This window comes from Limnothrix sp. HT2024 (assembly GCF_059138625.1).
Window position 1 is genome coordinate 1,098,846 of record NZ_CM181121.1, and the last position, 22,353, is coordinate 1,121,198.

Here is a 22,353-nt window from a genome sequence, read left to right on the forward strand (position 1 = left end):
GGCAAGCTAAAAGGGTCGAAGGTTAGATTGTCCAACCGACAGAATTTACAGAATTTGTAGACAACTATAGGGTAAGTTGCTGAAAGTTGCTGGAAAAAAGTTATCTCAGCAATCTGGCGGCTGTTGGATCAAGGGGCCGGGGCGTGAACGAGTGTGGAGAAGTTGCTGAGGCGGGAATGCGATCGGCAGGTGGAATGCTCGGGCGATGTGCTCAGGCAACAACAGTGTTACTAGGGTGGTTTTAGCTGTTGTTGTGCTCCCTTGTCCAGAGTGGTGGATCGCATTTGGATAGCGGGTCGCTCCAAATCCCGAAAATCAATGTGATCAATTTGTCTGGGATCAAGTTGTTGCGGGAGCGATCGCATCCGCGCCAGAAGTGCCATTTGTTGGGCCCAGCGATCGCGCCCATAGGTTCCCAATTCCACGGGCCCCAGCTCGGTTTGTAAACGGATCGATCGGGGATTGCGCCAATCCACCACCTGCACAGCCACGGGCGACAGACTCAGCCATCGATAGATAAAAGCCCATTCCCGTTGGATCGTGCCATAGTCCCCGATCGCCTTGAGCACGGGCAATTGGGGGACAGGGCGCATGGCTTGGTATCGCTCTAGCTCAATCCAAGTGCCCTGGCTGTCCATCAGGCCGATTTGGGCGCGGGAGTTGCCGCCAGCCCGTGGTATAGGAACCGTGGACTCAATCACAGCCACCGGAAACAGCTCCGTGACCTGCACCACCAACTTAGGCGGCAACAGTTGGCGAGTGACTTCCGCGTGGGCGACGGGGCCCCTAGCCCGCAAACTAGCGGCAATCACTTGGGGCTGGAGTTTCCACAAAGATTGGGGATAGCTGATGCCCAGGAGCGATCGCACATGGTCATCGCTCAGCATCCGATTGCCCAACACGTCCACCTGTTCGGGCCCCCGAATCACCCAAGGGGCAGACGTGACCAAACTGGCCGTCGCGATCGCCACCAACCCCACCGCCACCAAGCGCCAACTCCGCCGCGCAATTTTCCAGTGGCGGCGACGGCGGAGGTGCGATCGCCGCAAATCCAAGTGGCGGCGAGACAAGGGAACAAGCGGATCCATATCTGGCCCGTCATCTGGCCCGTTGAACATCTGGCCCATTTAACTGATCTGTTTTATGTAATAGCGTCTGTAATAGCGTCCTGAATATATGGATTCCTGCAAGGGATACCTGATTTCTCCTGAGCTTCAGTGGCCAAGACCCCCAACCCCAATTCAAAATTGGGCCCTTTAGAATAGTTGCCGCTGCTCGCCCCGCAACGAAAACCCAGGACAAACTGCACAACTTCCATCAATTTCAAGATTTCAGGAATAGATTTCAGGGTGAATGCCAGTGTCCCTGTACTTTGATCGCTAGGTTAGTCATGATGGTTGCATCGTAGCCCTAGTCCAAGTCGATTGTTGCTGTTTTCTTTGGCCGATATTTCTCAGTACCATGGCAATTGACGATATATCCCGCTTCTTTAAGGCTTGCAATCCTTCCTATACGCTCGATCTCGCCAAGCCGGAAGATCGAAAATACTATATTGATTTCTCGAATGTGCGCGGTGGCAATATCATTGGTGAGCTGAAGCGGACGATCGTCCGAATTTCTCCCGATGTGCCCACTTGTCAGCTTTTTACGGGACACATTGGTTGCGGCAAGTCCACGGAACTCTTGCGGTTGAAAGCTGAACTGGAGCAAGAGAATTTCCATGTGGTCTATTTCGAGTCTACCCAAGACTTAGACATGGCCGATGTGGATATTAGTGATATTTTGTTGGCCATTACTCGCCAGGTCAGCGAAAACTTAGATTCCGTTGGTATCAAGCTGAAACCTAGCTATTTTGCCAACTTGTTCCAAGAGGTTTCAGATTTTCTGCAAACCCCGATCGAGCTGGGTGCTCAGGCGGAGGTTTCCCTAGGAATTGCCAAAATTACCGCCAAAACCCAGGACAATCCCAAGCTGCGCAGCCAATTACGGCAATACCTGGAGCCGCGAACGGAGGGGATTCTGCGGGCCATTAACGAGGAAATTATTCAGCGGGCCACCCAAGAATTGCTGCGGCGCGGCAAAAAGGGCCTGGTGGTGATTGTGGATAACCTCGATCGGGTGGATAGTCGCACCTTGCCCTCGATCGGGCGGCGGCAACCGGAATATTTGTTTATCGATCGCGGCGCACAGCTCCGGCGAATTAATTGCCACTTGGTCTACACCGTTCCCCTTTCGTTAATGTTTGCTGACGAATACGAAGCGATGAAAAACCGCTTAGGCGGCGGTTTGGCTCCCAAAGTATTGTCAATGATTCCGGTGCGGACTCGGAATGGGGAACCCTTTGAACCAGGCATGGAAGCCTTGCGATCGGCTGTTTTGGCGAGGGCTTTTCCAAACCTTGCTCCCACCGAAGCCCTCAGCCATGTCAGCGCAGTTTTTGAAGACTTGGAAACCCTAAATCGTCTTTGTCGGGTCAGTGGTGGTCACCCCCGAAGCCTGTTAGGATTACTCTATCGCTGCCTACAGCAGGAAGACCCTCCCTTTGCTCGGGCGAACTTGGAGCGTGCTATTCGCGACAGTCGGGACGATCTCACCCTGTCGATCGATGACATCGAGCGAGAGCGCCTTTTCCAAGTTGTCCGTGAACAAAGTGTGCGTGGCGAGGACAGCTACCAAATGCTGCTGCGGACTCAAATTGTTTACGAGTACCGCGATGCCCAGGGGCGTTGGTTTGGCATCAACCCTTCCCTCGAAGAAACCGATTGGTTTCAAGCTTGGCAGCAACAAAACCGCTAACTCCCAGATGATCGCCGCCTGGGCCCAACCCATCCACCCAGGCGCAATACGTAGCAGTCATGCGACTGTTTCCAATGAGGAGCGTTAAGCCATGGGCCCCAAAGTTCCAGGCAGTCTCGCCAACGCCAATGAACGATCTGTTGCCATTTTGGCCAGAACTCTGTTGCACCAGCAGGGAGAATTTGCCCTGATTCTGGCGCACTGCAACGATCCAACGGTTCAGCGTTGTGCCACTAATCGCTTACGCGAGATGCTGTCCCTGGAGGTCGGGTGCTTGCAGTTGCCCACCTCCGCCCGATCGCTCTTGTCACCCATTCAACACACTTGCCACCAACACCCACCGCAAGCCTTGGTGGTCACCGGGCTGGAAACCTTAGAAGAACTGGATGATCTGTTGGTAGCCACCAATCGGGCCTTCAACGCCTTCACCCATCAGTTTCGGTTTCCCATTATTTTGTGGGTCAACGATCGGGTAGTGCGCCACCTAGCCCGCTACGCCCCCGATCTCAAAAACCGCACGCCCACCAGCATTCGCTTCTTTGAGCAGCAGCCTCAGCCTCTCGCCTCAGTATTGAGCAATTAGCGCTTCCCTGCTCTGAAAAGTTGTAATTTTTCAGAAATTTCCTGAAATTTCCCAGATTTTCCCGATTTTACGCAAAATTTGTAGCGCTATACTGCTGGGTGATCTCCTTGGTACCCCATGACCTTGGATCAGTGCCTTGTCAGTGCTGAGTGTTGGGAAGATTTCTACGCAGCACTTTTTTGCCATTCCCGAGATTTTCCTGATTTTACGCAAAATTTATAGAGCCACATTGCTGAGTGATCGCTGAGTGATCTCTTAAGTGCTCTAAAACATTGCATCAATACCCTGGCAGCGCCGAGTGCTGGGGAACTTTCGTGCGCCTTGAATGTGTTCCTGAATGAATTGAGCCGATCTCCTGGCATCACTTATGACCACCACAACTCGAGTAGCTGAACAGTCGATACCCAATATCCCGGGTTACACAATCACCGAGCAACTGTATTTGGGATCGCGAACGGCTGTCTACCGAGCTGTCCAGGATTCGGATCAGCGATCGGTGGTGTTGAAAATCCTGCTGTCGGACTATCCCACCTTTGGCGAATTGGTGCAATTTCGGAATCAATACGCGATCGCCAAAAACCTCAATTTACCAGGAATTATCCATCCCCTAAATCTTCAGTCCTTGGGGAATGGCTATCTGCTCGTAATGGAAGATTGGGGAGGACTGTCTCTCAATCAATACCTACAGCAGCACACGCTCAGTTGGGTCGAAGTGCTCAAAATCGCCCTGCAACTGACCACCGTTCTGCACGATTTGCATCAGCAGCGCGTTATTCATAAAGATATTAAACCTGCCAATATTCTAATTAATCCTGAATCACAAGAAATTAAGTTAATTGACTTCAGCATTGCTTCTTTGTTGCCTAAAGAAACTCAAGAGATTCAGAATCCAAACATTTTAGAGGGAACTTTAGCCTACCTGGCTCCCGAGCAAACCGGGCGCATGAATCGTGGCATTGACTATCGAGCTGATTTTTATGCCTTGGGCGTGACCCTATACCAGCTATTAACGGGTCAATTGCCTTTTGAGTCTGACGATCCCTTGGAGTTGTTGCATTGCCATATTGCCAAAACAGCACAGCCCGTGGATCAGGTAAATCCGTCAGTACCTGAGATGGTGGGGGAGATCGTGGCAAAACTGATGGCTAAAAACGCTGAGGATCGATATCAGAGTGCCTTGGGTCTCCAGCATGATTTACAGCAATGCTTAAGCCAGTGGGAAGCAACAGGAACCATTGCAGCATTTGAGTTGGGACAACGGGATCTGAGCGATCGCTTCCTGATTCCGGAAAAGCTCTACGGCCGGCAGGCAGAGGTAGAAACCTTACTAAATGCTTTTGAAAGAGTCAGTCAGGGGAATACAGAACTCATGCTAGTAGCAGGGTTCTCTGGCATTGGCAAAACGGCAGTAATTAATGAAGTGCATAAGCCGATTGTCAAACAGCGGGGTTATTTCATTAAAGGAAAGTTTGACCAGTTTCAGCGAAATATTCCTTTTAGTGCTTTTGTGCAAGCTTTTCGAGATTTAATGGGGCAGTTACTCTCCGAATCTGATACTCAATTAGAGGCTTGGAAAGCCAAGATTCTGGGGGCATTGGGAGACAATGCCCAGGTCATGATCGAAGTAATTCCAGAGTTGGTTTTAATTTTGGGTTCCCAACCTCCAGCACCAGAGCTATCGGGAATGGCAGCGCAAAATCGATTTAATTCATTGTTTCAGAAATTCTTTAGGGTTTTTACAACTCAAGACCATCCTTTGGTTGTATTTATTGATGATTTGCAGTGGGCAGATGCAGCCTCGTTGAACTTGATGCAATTGCTGCTAGGGGATACAGAAACCAGGTATTTATTATTTCTAGGGGCTTATCGAGATAATGAAGTAAGCCCAATTCATCCGTTTATATTGACCTTGGCGAAGCTTAAGAAATTGCAAGTACCTATTAATCGAATCAATTTGATGCCTTTGTCACTTAGCTCAATTAATCATCTGGTAGCAGATACGTTGAGTTGCTCAACAGAGTTAGCAATGTCATTAACTAAGTTAGTGATGAATACAGCTAAGGGGAATCCATTTTTTAGTACACAGTTGCTCAAGTCGCTTTATGAAGATAAGTTGATTCGGTTTGATCGCCAAAAAAGATGTTGGCTCTGGGATGGGACAGCGACAATGACCTTGACGCTGCCAGAGGACGTGGTGGAGTTTATGACACTACAGTTGCAGAAGTTACCCCAAGCCACTCAGGAAGTACTGAAGTTGGCAGCATGTATTGGGGCTAAATTCGATTTAGCGACTCTAGCAATCATATCTGAGCAAACGGAGGTAGAGGTATCAGTGGCGTTATGGGAAGCATTACAGGAGGGGTTGATTTTGCCGCTGAATAAAGGCTATCGGTTTTTTCAGGATGGGTCGGAGATGCCGACTATCCCTGAATCAGTTAATGTTCCCTATCAGTTTTTACATGATCGCATTCAACAAGCTGCATATGCTTTAATTCCTACCGAAAACCAGCAAGCAGTACATTTGAAAATTGGCCGCCTCATCTTACAAAATAGTTCACCCGAAGTGATTGCTGAACGGTTATTTGAAGTTGTTGGGCATTTAAATTTAGGAATTGATTTAGTTGATCAATTAGAAGAACAGATCGAGTTAGTTCGCCTTAATTTACAAGCAACTCTGAAAGCAAAAGCAGCCTTGGCTTATGAATCAGCCTTAAAATATATGCTAAGTGGCATGAAGTTGATGAATGATTGTCTTTGGAGTGAAGAATTCAACCTCGCCATGGATGTGTATCGTGAAAGAGCAGATATTGAATTCCTAAATGGCAACTTTGAAGAATCCCATTTTTGGATTAATCAGACTCTAGAAAAGGCAAAAACTTCCTTAGAAAAGGCAGACATCTACATTCGTCAAATGGTACTTCACACTCTCAGTGGCAACTACCCACAAGCCTTAAACTCTGGTTATCAAGCTGCCAATTTATTAGGTATTAAAGTTCCCTTGGGAAATCCAAAGTCAATTATTCAAAGAAGGATGTCCGAAATCGAGGACTTGTTAGTAAATAGGTCGATCGCTTCCTTAGTAGATTTGCCCAGAATGACAGATCCTGTCAAGAAACTGTCCATGAAGCTATTTGGCGAACTAATTCCTACAACTTACCTGGCACGCCAAGAACTTTTTCCTTGGGTCAATGTCATGATGGTGCTATTTTCAATGAAGCATGGCTTGCACCCAGAAGGATTTGTAGGTTTTGCTTGTTATGGCATGATTTTGGTCTCTGAAACTGATAAATATCAAGAAGCCTATGAGTTCGGCAATGTTGCTCTAAAACTCAGTCAGCAATATAACGATGCTGTTCAGATTTGTCGTAGTTGTCACATCATCAGTTCTTTTTTGACGATTTGGGTAAACCATGTTCAGGACTCTGGTGAAATTAAGCAGCTAGGCGGCAAGGGAGATTTGACCTATGCCGGATATAACCAAGCTGAATATTTAGCCAATATTCTTTTTGCTGGAAATACAGTTGCCGAGATTTTAACAGAGATTAAAATCGTTCAAGCTGATTTAAAGAAGTTTGAGAATCAATATACAGAAACAATTACAGCGGCTTTCCGATTTTTTACCATGGATTTATATGGTAAACCAGAAACAACTATCTTTTATCAAAATCGTAATTTTCTTGAAGAAGATTTTATTCAGTATTGCGAAGCATCAAAGCTATTTGCCGGTCTATGCACTCACTATATTTTGCAGTTGATTAAATTTTATCTATTTGAAGATCGAGAAAATGCTTACCAGAAAATGTGCCAAGCTGAGGCTCTAATTTTAAATAGAAGAGCAACAATTATGGTGCCAACTTTTTATTTTTATAGTTGCTTAGTTTTGACTGAAAAATATTTGTATACCACACCTAGTGAACAGAAAAAAATCAGAAAAGAACTGCAATTAAAGCTGAAGCAAATTCAGGACTGGGCAGTAAGCTGTGCTGAAAATTTTGCTCATCTTAGTTGGGCTATTCAGGCAGAAATGGCGCAGATTTCAAACCGAGATTCAGAAGCAATAGAGTTATACGATCAAGCGATCGCTTCTGCTCATCAGCATGGATTTATTCATCATGAAGCAATTATCCATGAGAAAGCTGCTAAGTTTTGGCAGCGACGAGGTAAGGAGGCTTTTGCTAACCTGCATTTAAACGAAGCCTACTATGCTTATCAGAGGTGGGGAGCTATAGCTAAAGTTGCTGACTTAGAACAACGTTACCCTCAACTACTGCAACCCATCGTACAACCTGCCCATCAACCCCTCACCGTTCTGGAAACTCTCACGACAATTGTAAATTCTACCCACTCATTAGACTCCACTTCTCATAGAAGCTTTATTGGTAGCATTAACCAAACTTTAGATCTTGCTGCTCTATTGCAAATTTCTCAGACTTTTGCAAGCACAATTGACCTAAATGAGTTGCTACAGGTCTTGACCCAGACCATGATGGAAAATTCTGGGGCTGATCGGTGTGTCTTAATTCTTGGCGAGGGTGAGCAATGGCAAGTGCGGGTTATGGCCGATCTAGAGGGCGTGGTACTGCCGTCTATCCCTCTCAATGATTACTCTAGTGTTCCCAGTAATTTAATTCAGTACGTCAAAAATACTGCAACAACGGTTGTTGTTGATGATCTCAAGACTGACTTGCCAGTCATTGGTGATTATCTACTCCAGCATCAACCTAAGAGCGTCCTGTGCTTACCCATTCTCAATCAGGGTAATTTGTGTGCCATTTTGTATCTAGAGAACCACTCTGTTAGTGGCATATTCACGAGAGATCGCGTTGTTGTTCTTAATTTTCTCTGTACTCAAGCTGCCATTTCATTGGAAAATGCGCGACTCTATCAAAAATCTCAAGAATATAGCCAACAACTAGAGCAATCTCTTCATGAATTAGACACTACTCAATCTCGATTCCATCATCTAGTGGATAACGTTCCAGGGGTGGTGTATCAGTTTCTCATGAAAACTAATGGCTCAGTGTCAATGCTCTATATCAGTAACGCTTGTTACGACCTGTATGAAGTTACGGCTGAACAGGCGATCGCTGATGTGCAAATTCTTATGAATATGACGCATCCAGAGGATACTGAATCACATCGTCAGTCAATTGCCGACTCGGTTCACACCTTAACTCCTTGGCACTGGGAAGGGCGCATTATCACACCATCCGGAAAAGTTAAATGGATTCATGGAGAAGCAAGAATCGAAAAACTTGCGGATGGTGCGTTGGTGTGGGATGGCCTCTTGTTAGATATCAGCAATCGCAAGGAAGCTGAAGCTGCATTGATTGAGAGTGAGGCTTATCACCGCACGCTTTTTGACCAAGCATCCATTGGGTTGGCACTGTGCAGAATGAATGGGCAACTGCTCTATTGCAATCCTGCTTATGCCCAGATTGTAGGACGAACAACTGATGAGCTTTATACACTAACTTACTTTGAAATTACGCCAGCATCTTATGCCGATCAGGAGCAACTACAGATGCAACGCATCCAAGCAACTGGACGCTATGGCCCCTATGAAAAGGAATATATTCACAAGGATGGGCATCTCGTTCCGGTTCGACTCTCTGGGATTCTTGTGGAGCGACATGGTGAGCAGTTCATTTGGTCAAGTGTTGAAGATATCAGCGATCGCAAGGCCGCAGAAGCTATTATTCAGCAAAAGTCCCAGGACTTAGAAAATACATTACAAGAGCTACAAAGTGCTCAGTTACAGATGGTGCAGAGCGAGAAGATGGCATCGCTAGGAAACCTAGTGGCAGGGGTTGCCCATGAAATTAACAACCCGATCGGCTTTCTGAATGGCAGCATCAATAACGGCAAAGAGCACGTACAGGACTTGCTTGAACATTTAGCTCTATATCAGCAGCATTATCCTAGTCCTACTTCCCCGATCCAAGATCATGCTGACGATATTGATTTGGAATATGTCTGCGAAGATTTGCCTCAACTCTTGAATTCCATGCAAGGGGCAACCGATCGAATTAAATCGATTAGTACCAGCTTGCGAACTTTCTCCCGTGCCGATACGGAATATAAAGTCAGCGCCAACCTGCATGAAGGGATTGATAGCACTCTATTAATCTTGAAATATCGGCTCAAGGCAAATGCCAACCGACCCGCGATCGAGGTGATTACTAACTATGGTGAAATACCCCTGATCGATTGCTTCCCGGGACAGCTTAATCAGGTGTTTATGAATATCCTGGCTAATGCGATCGATATGTTTGATGAGCTGGCCCAGGGGCGATCGTTCAAGGAATTAGAAGCAAATCCTCAACAGATCACCATTAGTACAACGCTGGTTGACGATCAGGTACAAATTGCTATTCGGGATAATGGGAAAGGGATGAGTGCAGAAGTGCAATCAAGAATCTTTGACCATTTGTTCACCACAAAGTCCGTAGGAAAAGGCACAGGATTGGGTCTCGCAATCGCCCAACAAATCGTCGTCGATAAACACAGCGGCAGTCTGACCGTTGAGTCGGAGCCAGGACAAGGTGCTGAATTCCGGATTCAATTGCCAATTAAGTCATAGACTTTTTTGAAGCAGGGGAATTTTTATCGATACAAAATATAAAGCATATAAACCAATCTTGCATTTAGTGTGATATTGAGCACTCTGAAGTTGCCGCATCAATGGGAGGGAGCCTTATACTGAAAAGTAGGTTTTCTTCTTAACCACACTCATGTCCCTCCTCACCAGCTCTTCATCCCGGCCATTGCCTGCAATTGCTGGCTACACAATCACGGAGCAACTTTATTGGGGATCGCGAACGGCTGTCTACCGAGCTATCCAGGATGCGGATCAGCGATCGGTGGTGTTGAAAATCCTGCTGTCGGACTATCCCACCTTTGGCGAACTGGTGCAGTTTCGGAATCAATACGCGATCGCCAAAAACCTCAATTTACCCGGTATTATCCATCCCCTAAATCTTCAGTCCTTGGGGAATGGCTATGTGCTTGTGATGGAAGATTGGGGAGGATTGTCTCTCAATCAATACCTACAGCAGCACACACTCAATTGGGTCGAAGTGCTCAAGATTGCTCTGCAACTGACCACTATTTTGCACGATCTACATCAGCAGCGTGTTATTCATAAAGATATTAAACCTGCCAATATTCTAATTAATCCTGAATCGCAGGAGATTAAATTAATCGATTTCAGCATTGCTTCTTTGTTGCCTAAAGAAACTCAAGAGATTCAGAATCCAAACATCTTAGAGGGAACTTTAGCTTACCTGGCTCCTGAACAAACCGGGCGCATGAATCGGGGCATTGACTATCGAGCTGATTACTATGCCTTGGGTGTGACGCTATACCAGCTATTAGCTTGTCAATTGCCTTTCATTGCTAACGATCCCCTAGAAATTCTGCATTGCCATATTGCCAAAACAGCACAACCCGTGGATCAGGTGAATCCATCAGTGCCCAAGATCGTAGGGTCGATCGTGGCAAAGCTGATGGCTAAAAATGCTGAGGATCGATATCAAAGTGCTCTGGGTCTGCAGCATGATTTGCAGCAATGCTTAAGCCAATGGGAAGCAACAGGCACAGTTACTGAGTTTGAGTTGGGACAGCGAGATCTGAGCGATCGCTTCTTAATCCCTGAAAAGCTCTACGGTCGTGAGGGTGAAGTACAGATCTTGCTCAATTCCTTTGAGCGAGTCTCCCAAGGGGCATCAGAGCTGATGCTGGTGGCGGGCTTTTCGGGAATTGGTAAAACGGCTGTTGTGAATGAAGTTCATAAACCAATCACTCAGCAAAAGGGCTATTTCATTAAGGGGAAGTTTGACCAATTCAATCGCAACATTCCTCTTTCGGCGTTCGTGCAAGCTTTGCGGGATCTGATGGGGCAACTGCTCTCAGAATCTGATGGTCAGCTAGCAGAGTGGAAGGCTCAAATTCTCAAGGCTGTTGGCGAAAATGGCCAGGTCTTAATTGAGGTGATTCCAGAGCTAGAGCAGGTCATTGGTCAGCAGCCCGCAGCTCCGGAGCTTTCAGGAACCGCAGCCCAGAATCGATTTAACTTGCTATTTCAGAAGTTTATTCAGGTTTTTACGACCATCAACCATCCGTTAGTCATTTTTCTAGATGACTTGCAGTGGTCGGATTCTGCTTCGCTGCAATTGCTGAAAGTACTCATGGAAAGCAGTGGTTATCTGCTGATGTTGGGTGCTTATCGAGATAATGAGGTTTCACCGGTTCATCCCCTGATGCTGACGATCGGGGAGTTGGAAAAAGCAAACTTGACCGTTGATACGATTACTTTGTTGCCGCTGAGCCTGGAGCATACCAATTGCTTGGTGGCGGATGCTTTGAAATGCAGCCAAGCGTTATCGAAACCACTGACTCAACTGGTCGATCGTAAAACCCAAGGAAATCCTTTCTTTACGACCCAATTTCTGAAGGCTCTTCACGAAGATGGGTACATCGTCTTTGACCGTGACCAAGGCTATTGGCAATGCGATATTGCCCAGGTCAATGCCCTGGCGCTCACGGATGATGTGGTGGAATTTATGGCGTTGCAGTTGCAGAAGCTGCCGACAGCAACGCAGGAGATCTTGAAATTAGCGGCCTGTATTGGTGCACAGTTTGATTTGCAAACTTTGGCGATCGTGGCAGAGCAATCTCAAACGGAAGCGGCCACTTGCCTGTGGAGAGCTTTGCAGGAAGGCTTGATCGTCCCAATTACGCAGATTTACAAATTTTTTCAATCTGAGGAAGTTGAGCAGCTTGAATCTCAAAATCATGCCAATCCAGCCTATCGGTTTCTGCACGATCGGGTTCAGCAAGCGGCTTATTCTTTGATTCCCAGGGATCAAAAACAGTCAACTCATTTAAGCATTGGTCGATTGCTATTAGAAAGCACAAGCGTTGAGGCATTGGAGTATAGCATTTTCGATATTGTGAATCACTGGAATCAGGCTCTGGATCTGATCTTGGCCAGTGAACCAGATAGGATGAACCTCATTCGCTTGGATATTCTGGCCGGCCGGAAAGCAAAGAACTCCATCGCCTATGATGCAGCACTTGGCTATCTCAAAATTTCTATTTCTCTACTGCCTCCAAATATTTGGATTTCTCAATATAACCTGGCTCTTGATTTATATAACCTCGCCGGAGAAACGGCTTACCTTTCGGGGGATTTTATATTGATGGAACAGTGGTTATCTATTCTACTAGATCAGACTACCAGTGTACTAGACCAAATTGATGCTTATCAGACAAAAATTCAAGCATATACTGCCCAAACCAAGCAGCAAGAAGTTGTCAACCTTGCGTTACAAGTGCTTGGAAAGTTAAAAGTTAACTGTCCAGAAAAACCTAGCCCAGAAGCAGTAGACCAAAGCTTCACAGAGCTACAGACTAAGATATTTCGTCTGGTGAATAACTCGATTGAAGCTCTCAGTCAACTGCCAAGAATGACAGACAAGAAATGGTTGGCTGTGGTTCAAATTCTTCAATGCGCTGTTCCTACAATTTATCAAATTAACGCACCATTATTTCAGATAATGGTCTTTAAGTTAATTGATTTATCTTTGGACTATGGAAATACTGCTTTTTCATCATTTGGCTATGCTTGCTATGGACTCTTGCTTTGTGACAAAAATAAAATAGAAAATGGATATCAATTTGGGCATCTTGCAACAATCTTAGCTGAGCAATTTAATGATCGTAAGATTCAAGTTAGAACCATGTTTTGTGTCAGTGTATTCATTAATGTTTGGAGAGATCATATTGATGATGTAGTTGCATTGCTGAAGAACGTACACCAGTGGGGAATTGAGCAAGGTGAACTTGAGTTCTCCGGGTACGCAATGTTTCATTATTCATTTTGCTCTTATTTTTCTGGAATCAATTTAAGTTCACTCAAGCAACAGTTGGCTGATGGTATTGAAATATTGAGAAGCTTGAACCAAGACTCGGCCATGAATTGGACTCAATTTTACTTGGAGTCGATTCTGTCATTACTACAGGAAAAACATGCTAATACTTCAGATGCCCAATCTGATCGGGCTAATACTTTGGAACATCTCGGTCAACAACAAGACTTTCACGGATTATTTCATGCACTCCTAAATCACGGTAGCTTATTTTTCTTGATGGGGTATATTGCTGAATCACAAGAAGCTTTGCAACATGCAGAAAAGTATCTAGATACTGTTACAGGCAATATCGCGCTATCGATATTTACATTTTATGATTATCTAGCCAAGGTTGCATCTTACTTTGACTTGGATAGTTCTGATCAATCTAGTATGTTGCAAACACTAGACAAGAGGAAAATGAGTATGCAGCAGTGGGCAGTTCATGCTCCCAGTAACTATCAGCATAAATTTTATTTAATGGAGGCTGAATATCGTCGAATATTGGGCGAATCCTATAAAGCAATAGAATATTACGATCTTGCCATTATCGGAGCTAAGGAAAATAGATACCTCCAAGAAGAAGCTCTCGCCAATGAACTTGCTGCTAAGTTCTATCTTGGTTGGGGTAAGGACAAAATTGCTGCGATCCATATGCAAGAAGCCTATTATTGCTATTCTCGCTGGGGCGCAAAAGCTAAAGTTATAGATTTAGAAGAACGCTATCCTCAATTATTGCAACCCGTTTTGCAAGCAACCAGCCAGCGCTTGACTATCTTAGACACCTTCTCAAGTCTTGCTACTCCTGCTTATTCAATTCATTCCACGCCTCGCACACATTCCTCCAGCAACATTAACCAGACTCTAGATCTGTCTACTCTGTTGCAAATTGCTCAAACCTTTGCTAGCACGATCGCCCTGGATGAACTCCTACAAACGCTAGCTCAAACGATGCTTGAGAACTCTGGAGCAGACCGATGTGCTTTGATGCTCTGCGAAGAGAATCAATGGCAGGTGCGGGTAATAGCAGACCTAGAGCGAGTAACTTTGCACTCTGCACCGCTAGACAATAATCTAACAGTTCCTGTGAAGCTTATTCAATACGTAAAGAATACTGCGACGACGGTGATGGTTGATGATCTCAAAACTGATCTTCCAGTGATTGGTGATTACCTGAAGCAGCATCAGCCGAAGAGTGTTCTATGTCTGCCGATTCTCAATCAAGGAAAACTACGAGCCATTTTGCATTTGGAAAATCACTCCACTAGCGGCGTATTTACGAGCGATCGCATTGCAGTGCTTAACTTCCTTTGCACCCAAGCGGCAATTTCTCTGGAAAATGCGCGACTTTATCAACAGTCTCAGAAATACAGTCAACAGCTAGAGCAATCTCTCCATGAGTTGGACAATACCCAATCCCGCTTTCATCATCTAGTGGATAACGTTCCGGGGGTGGTGTATCAGTTCCTCATGAAAACCGATGGCTCAGTATCAATGCCGTATATCAGCAACGCTTGTTACGACCTGTATGAGGTTACGGCTGAACGAGCGATCGCCGACGTACGCATTCTCATGAACATGACACACCCAGAAGATGTTGAGCTGTATCGTCAAACGATTGCTGATTCAGCTCAAGCCTTAAAGCCTTGGCGGTGGGAAGGGAGGATTATTACCCCTTCTGGAACAGTTAAGTGGATTCATGGAGAATCACGAATTAAAAAACTGGCAGATGGAACGTTAGTTTGGGATGGGCTTTTGTTGGATATCAGTGAACAAAAAGCTGCATCACAGGAGCGCGAAGCGACAGAGGCTTCGCTGAGGGACTTTCAAGAGAGGCTGACATTTCTTATTCAACAAACACCTATTGGCATTATTGAATGGAATGACCAATTTAAGGTGGCAAGTTGGAATCCATCCGCTGAAAGAATATTTGGTTATCTTGCAGAAGAAATGTTAGATCACCACGCAACTCAGATCGTTCCAGAACCGGATAGACCCCTTGTGGCTGAAGTCATGACAGCACTGCTAGAACAACGGGGTGGGTTCCATAGTTTAAATCAGAACATTCGGAAAGATGGAACGATCATCACGTGTGAATGGATTAATACACCTTTGGTGGATGCTAAAGGAAAGGCTATTGGCATCTTTTCAATGATTCAAGATGTTAGCGATCGAATTTTGGCTGAAGCTGTAATTCAACAAAAGTCTGAAGATCTAGAACGTACGTTGCAAGAGCTAAAAAATGCTCAGTTACAAATGGTGCAGAGCGAGAAGATGGCATCGCTAGGAAACCTAGTGGCAGGGGTTGCCCATGAAATTAACAACCCGATCGGCTTTCTGAATGGCAGCATCAATAATGGCAAAGAGCACGTACAGGACTTGCTTGAACATTTAGCTCTATATCAACAGTATTATCCTAGTCCTACCTCTCCGATCCAAGATCACGCTGAAGATATTGATTTGGAATATGTCTGCGAAGATTTGCCCCAACTCTTGAATTCCATGCAAGGGGCAACCGATCGCATTAAATCGATTAGTACCAGTTTGCGGACTTTCTCCCGTGCGGATACGGAATATAAGGTCAGCGCGAATCTGCATGAAGGGATTGATAGCACTCTATTAATCTTGAAATATCGGCTCAAGGCAAATGCGAACCGACCCGCGATCGAGGTGATTACCAACTATGGCGAAATACCACTGATCGATTGCTTCCCGGGACAGCTTAATCAGGTGTTTATGAATATCCTGGCTAATGCGATCGATATGTTTGATGAGACGGCCCAGGGGCGATCGTTCAAGGAATTAGAAGCAAATCCTCAACAGATCACGATCAGCACAACGCTAGTTGACGATCGGGTACAAATTGCTATTCGAGATAACGGCAAAGGGATGAATGCAGAGGTACAATCCAGGATCTTTGACCACTTGTTCACCACAAAATCCGTAGGCAAAGGCACAGGATTGGGTCTCGCGATCGCCCAACAAATCGTCGTCGATAAACACAGCGGCAGCCTGATCGTTGAGTCGGAGCCAGGACAAGGCGCTGAATTTCGGATTCAACTACCGATTAAGTCATAAAGTCTATTACGCAATACTAAGCTGTTGCATCAAGAAATTACATTCGTATGCCATGTCATATAAGGCACTGCTAGGTTGTCGTATCACCCGAAGGGAGACTTATACTGAAAAGTAGGTTTTCTTCTTAACCCCACCCATGTTCCCCCTCACCAGCTCTTCATCCCAGCCATTGCCTGCAATTGCTGGCCACACAATCACGGAGCAACTTTATTTGGGATCGCGAACGGCTGTCTATCGAGCTGTTCAAGATGCGGATCAGCGATCGGTGGTGTTGAAAATCCTGCTGTCGGACTATCCCACCTTTAGCGAACTGGTGCAGTTTCGGAATCAATACGCGATCGCCAAAAACCTCAATATACCAGGAATTATCCATCCCCTGAGCCTTCAAGCTTTGGGTAATGGATATGCTCTAGTGATGGAAGATTGGGGAGGATTGTCCCTGAGTCAATACCTACAGCAGCACACACTCAATTGGGTCGAAGTGCTCAAGATTGCTCTGCAACTGACCACTATTTTGCACGATCTACATCAGCAACGCGTTATTCATAAAGATATTAAACCTGCCAATATTCTAATTAATCCTGAATCAAAAGAAATTAAATTAATCGATTTCAGCATTGCTTCTTTGTTGCCTAAAGAAACTCAAGAGATTCAGAATCCAAACATCTTAGAGGGAACTTTAGCTTACCTGGCTCCTGAGCAAACCGGGCGCATGAATCGTGGCATTGACTATCGAGCTGATTACTATGCCTTGGGCGTGACGCTATACCAGCTATTAGCTTGTCAATTGCCTTTCATTGCTAACGATCCCCTAGAAATTCTGCATTGTCATATTGCTAAAACAGCACAACCCGTGGAGCAGGTGAATCCATCTGTACCTAGGATCGTAGGGGCGATCGTGGCAAAACTGATGGCTAAAAACGCTGAGGATCGATATCAAAGTGCTCTGGGTCTTCAGCATGATTTGCAGCAGTGCTTAAGCCAATGGGAAACAACAGGCACAGTTACTGAGTTTGAGTTGGGACAACGAGATCTGAGCGATCGCTTCTTAATTCCTGAAAAGCTCTATGGTCGCGAAACCGAAGTTCAGATCCTTCTCAACTCCTTTGAGCGAGTCTCCCAAGGGGCATCAGAACTGATGCTGGTGGCGGGCTTTTCGGGGATTGGTAAAACGGCTGTTGTGAATGAAGTTCATAAACCGATCACTCAGCAAAAGGGCTATTTCATTAAGGGAAAGTTTGATCAATTCAATCGCAACATTCCTCTTTCGGCGTTCGTGCAAGCTTTGCGGGATCTGATGGGGCAACTGCTCTCAGAATCTGATGGTCAGTTAGCAGAGTGGAAGGCTCAAATTCTCAAGGCTGTTGGCGAAAATGGCCAGGTCTTAATTGAGGTGATTCCAGAGCTAGAGCAGGTCATTGGTCAGCAGCCCGCAGCCCCGGAGCTTTCGGGAACCGCAGCCCAGAATCGATTTAACTTGTTATTTCAGAAGTTTATTCAGGTTTTTACGACCATTGACCATCCGTTAGTCATTTTTCTAGATGACTTGCAGTGGTCGGATTCTGCTTCGCTGCAATTGTTGAAAGTGCTCATGGAAAGCAGTGGTTATCTGCTGATGTTGGGTGCTTATCGAGATAATGAGGTTTCACCGGTTCATCCCCTGATGTTGACGATCGGGGAATTGGAAAAAGCGAACTTGACCGTTAATACGATTACTTTGTTGCCGCTGAGCCTGGAGCATACCAATTGCTTGGTGGCGGATACTTTGAAATGCAGCCAAGCGTTAGCACAGCCACTGACTCAATTGGTCGATCGTAAAACCCAAGGAAATCCTTTCTTTACGACCCAATTCCTGAAGGCTCTTCACGAAGATGGGTACATCATCTTTGACCGCGATCAAGGCTATTGGCAATGTGACATTGCCCAGGTCAATGCCCTGGCACTCACGGATGATGTGGTGGAGTTTATGGCATTGCAGTTGCAGAAGCTGCCGACAGCAACGCAGGAGATCTTGAAATTAGCGGCCTGTATTGGTGCGCAGTTTGATTTACAAACCCTGGCGATTGTGGCAGAGCAATCTCAAACGGAAGCAGCCACTTGCCTGTGGAGAGCTTTGCAAGAAGGACTGATTGTGCCCATTGGTGACGTTTACAAGTTTTATATCGGTCAAAGTATTGGATCAAGTGCGTTCAAAAACCAACAGATCATTAATTATAAATTTCTGCATGACAGAGTACAGCAAGCAGCTTACTCTCTAATTCCTGATAATCAAAAGCAAGTGCAGCACTTAAAGATTGGGCAACTTCTTGCTCGTGCAGTAGATTCAGCAGATCAAGAAGAGAGAATCTTTGAAGTTGTTAATCAGTTAAATCAAGGATCTGATCTGATTAAATCTAGAGATGAGCGAGAAGAGCTAGCTAAATTAAACCTAAAAGCTGCACAAAAAGCAAAACTCTCTACTGCTTATATCGCAGCCATTGAATATGCTGACCAAGGGATAAAGTTGCTTACTTCGCAATCTTGGAAACAACATTACAAAATCACATTGAGTCTATATAGTTTAGCGGCAGAAGTGACTTGTTTAGTTAGTAACTTTGGAAAAATGCAGCAATTGGTTGACGAAGTAGTTACAAACGCACGTCATGTTCTGGATAAAGCCAAAGTCTATGAAGTAAAAATTTTGGCTGAGGTAGCACAAAGTAAACAACCTGAGGCTATCAAAACTGCTCTTAATGTCTTAGAGCTATTCGGTATGGTGTTTCCAACAAATCCTAATGCTGATGATATTTCTCAAAGCCTAAAGCGGACTCAGGAATTATTACAAGAAAAAAACTTGGCAGATTTATTAGTGCTGCCAGAGATGACTAACTTACAAGCTATTGCTCAAATACGAATTTTAGCAACTGTTACAGCAGCAGTTTACCAAGCAATCCCTGAACTTTTACCACTGATTGTATGTAAACAAGTTGAATTATCAGTTCAGTATGGTAGTGCTGCTGTATCGGCTCAAGCTTTTGCTTGGTATGGAGTAATTTTGTGTATTACCGGAGAAATTGACTTGGGTAATCACATTGGAGAAATTGCGCTGGGGTTACTATCACGTTTTCAGAACCGAGAATTTAAAGCTAGCACTATCAACATGGTTTATCCGTTCGTAAAGCCCTGGAAGCACCACATTAAAAATTCTCTAGCTCCTTTACTCGATGGATATCACAGTGGACTAGAAACAGGAACTTTAGAATATGCTGCCTATTGTGCTTATAACTATTGCTCGCTTTCCTACTTTCTCGGAAAAGATTTATCAACTCTAGAACCAGAAGTTCATCTATACAATCAAGCACTAGCACAAATTAAACAAGAAGTGGCTCATAACTATTTGAAAATTTTCTATCAATCTATCATGAACCTAATGATGCGGAATGAGCATTCTTGGAAAATTCAGGGTGAAATCTATGATGAAAACAATATGTTGCCTCTACATCAGAAAGCTCACGATCTTTATGCGCTAGGAACCCTTTACGTGAATAAGTTAATTCTCTGTTACCTTTTTGGTGAATGGGAATCCGCGACTGAAACTGCCGCGCAAGCTAAAAAATATCTCAGCGGAATATCAGGATGCTTCATGGTTCCCTTATTTCATTTCTATGATTCACTAACTTATCTTGCCAAATTATCTAGCGCTCGGAATTTGGATTTACAAAGAGTTGCTGAAAATCAGAATCTTCTAAGAAAATGGTCAAGTTTTGCACCCACTAACTATTTACATAAGTTTTATTTGGTAGAAGCAGAGCAGCATCGAGTCTTGGAGCAAATGTACGCAGCGATGGATTACTATGATCGCGCAATTATTAACGCCAAAGAAAGTGGCTATATCCAAGAGGAAGCGCTCGCTAATGAACTTGCTGCTAAATTTTATCTCAATTGGGATAAAGAGAAAATTGCTACAAGCTATATGCAAGAAGCCTATTATTGCTACGCTCGTTGGGGCGCAAAAGCTAAAGTTGCCGACTTAGAGCAACGCTACCCCCAACTACTGCAACCAATTTTAAAAACTGATATTCAATCTCTAACTATTTTGGAAACCCTAACCAATATTACTGCTCCAGGTTATGCAGCTTATTCTACTTCTCGAAAGAGTTCATCTAGCAGCATTCATCAATCCTTAGATTTAGCTACCTTGCTACAAATTTCTCAGACCATTGCTAGCACGATCAACCTGGATGACCTCCTACAAATGCTGGCTCAAACGATGCTTGAGAACTCTGGAGCAGACCGATGTGCTTTGGTGCTCTGCGAAGAGAATCAATGGCAGGTGCGGGTAATAGCAGACCTAGAGCAAGTAACTTTGCACTCTGCACCGCTAGACAATAATTTAACGGTTCCTGTGAAGCTTATTCAATACGTAAAGAATACTGCGACGACGGTGATGGTTGATGATCTCAAAACTGATCTTCCAGTGATTGGTGATTACCTAAGTCATCATCAGCCTAAAAGTGTTCTATGTTTACCAGTTCTGAACCAGGGGAGTCTACATGCTATTTTGTATCTAGAAAATCAATCAACTAGTGGTGTATTTACTGAAGATCGTATTGCAGTGCTTAGCTTTCTTTGCACTCAAGCTGCTATTTCTTTACGCAATGCTGACCTCTACCAAACTCTACAAAGTAGTGAAGCAAAGTTTAGAAGATTAGTGGAAGGGGCAGATGATATGATTTGGTCTGCTCTAGCAGATAGCACATTGACTTATTTATCTCCTCAATTTGAACCAATGTTTAAATTGTCGCTATCTGACTGGGTAGGGCAATCTTTTGTCAAGTTAGTTCATCCTGATGATATAGAAATAGTGACAGCATCAGCTACGGCTGCACTCGAAACAGGTAAAAGCCAGAAAAACATAGAATTTCGACACCTATGTCAAGGTAAAGAATATCTGTGGGTAACAGTCAATGTAACGCCTATTAAAAATCTTCAAGGCCAATCTATTGGGCTACAAGGAATTATACGAGATATCAGCGATCGCAAGGCCGCAGAAGCTATTATTCAGCAAAAGTCTCAGGACTTAGAAAATACATTGCAAGAGCTACAAAGTGCTCAGTTACAGATGGTGCAGAGCGAGAAGATGGCATCGCTAGGAAACCTAGTGGCAGGGGTTGCCCATGAAATTAACAACCCGATCGGCTTTCTGAATGGCAGCATCAATAATGGCAAAGAGCACGTACAGGACTTGCTTGAACATTTAGCTCTATATCAGCAGCATTATCCTAGTCCTACTTCTCCGATCCAAGATCACGCTGAAGATATTGATTTGGAATATGTCTGCGAAGACTTGCCCCAACTCTTGAATTCCATGCAAGGGGCAACCGATCGCATCAAATCGATTAGTACCAGTTTGCGGACTTTCTCCCGTGCCGATACGGAGTATAAAGTCAGCGCCAACCTGCATGAAGGGATTGATAGCACTCTATTAATCTTGAAATATCGGCTCAAGGCGAATGCGAACCGACCCGCGATCGAGGTGGTTACCAACTATGGTGAAATACCGCCGATCGATTGCTTCCCGGGACAGCTTAATCAGGTATTTATGAATATCCTGGCTAATGCGATCGACATGTTTGATGAGATGGCGCAGGGTCGATCATTCAAGGAATTAGAAGCAAATCCTCAACAAATCACGATCAGCACGACTCTGATTGATCAGCAAGTGCAGATCTCAATTCGGGACAATGGCAAGGGAATGAGCGCAGAGGTGCAATCCAGGATCTTTGACCATTTGTTCACCACAAAATCCGTAGGCAAAGGCACAGGATTGGGTCTCGCGATCGCCCAACAAATCGTCGTCGATAAACACAGCGGCAGCCTGACCGTTGAGTCGGAACCAGGACAAGGCGCTGAATTCCGGATTCAATTGCCAATTAAGGGCTGAGCCGTTTGAACTGAGCCAGCCGCTGACGAGCACCGATCGGCTCGCCCAACGATTCTGCG

Annotated in this window: 6 protein-coding genes; 5 read left to right on the plus strand and 1 reads right to left on the minus strand. The window is 45.0% G+C overall.

The window, feature by feature from the left end; translation table 11 throughout:
• Window positions 1-230: 230 nt before the first annotated feature.
• Window positions 231-1,088 carry a cell division protein FtsQ/DivIB gene (locus AC2IAX_RS04470; RefSeq protein WP_494389516.1) on the minus strand — a complete coding sequence of 286 codons (858 nt, stop codon included), beginning with the start codon at window positions 1,086-1,088 and terminating at the stop codon, window positions 231-233.
• 373 nt (window positions 1,089-1,461) lie between these two features.
• Between AC2IAX_RS04470 and AC2IAX_RS04475 the strand changes: the two genes are divergently transcribed.
• From AC2IAX_RS04475 to AC2IAX_RS04495, 5 genes are all read left to right on the plus strand, one after another.
• Window positions 1,462-2,796, plus strand: a complete 1,335-nt coding sequence (locus AC2IAX_RS04475) for a P-loop NTPase fold protein (protein WP_494389517.1) — start codon at window positions 1,462-1,464, stop codon at window positions 2,794-2,796.
• A gap of 91 nt (window positions 2,797-2,887) precedes the next feature.
• Complete coding sequence (locus tag AC2IAX_RS04480) at window positions 2,888-3,379, plus strand: hypothetical protein (RefSeq protein ID WP_494389518.1); 492 nt, start codon at window positions 2,888-2,890, stop codon at window positions 3,377-3,379.
• A 367-nt stretch (window positions 3,380-3,746) separates the two neighbouring features.
• Window positions 3,747-9,962: an ATP-binding sensor histidine kinase gene (locus AC2IAX_RS04485; RefSeq protein ID WP_494389519.1), complete on the plus strand. Its 6,216-nt coding sequence runs from the start codon at window positions 3,747-3,749 to the stop codon at window positions 9,960-9,962.
• A gap of 151 nt (window positions 9,963-10,113) precedes the next feature.
• Window positions 10,114-16,371 (plus strand): AAA family ATPase, encoded by a 6,258-nt coding sequence (locus AC2IAX_RS04490; RefSeq protein ID WP_494389520.1) that lies wholly within the window; start codon window positions 10,114-10,116, stop codon window positions 16,369-16,371.
• A gap of 136 nt (window positions 16,372-16,507) precedes the next feature.
• The gene (locus tag AC2IAX_RS04495; protein ID WP_494389521.1) at window positions 16,508-22,294 is read left to right on the plus strand and encodes a trifunctional serine/threonine-protein kinase/ATP-binding protein/sensor histidine kinase; all 5,787 of its coding nucleotides are present in this window, start codon (window positions 16,508-16,510) and stop codon (window positions 22,292-22,294) included.
• The last annotated feature ends 59 nt before the right edge of the window (window positions 22,295-22,353 follow it).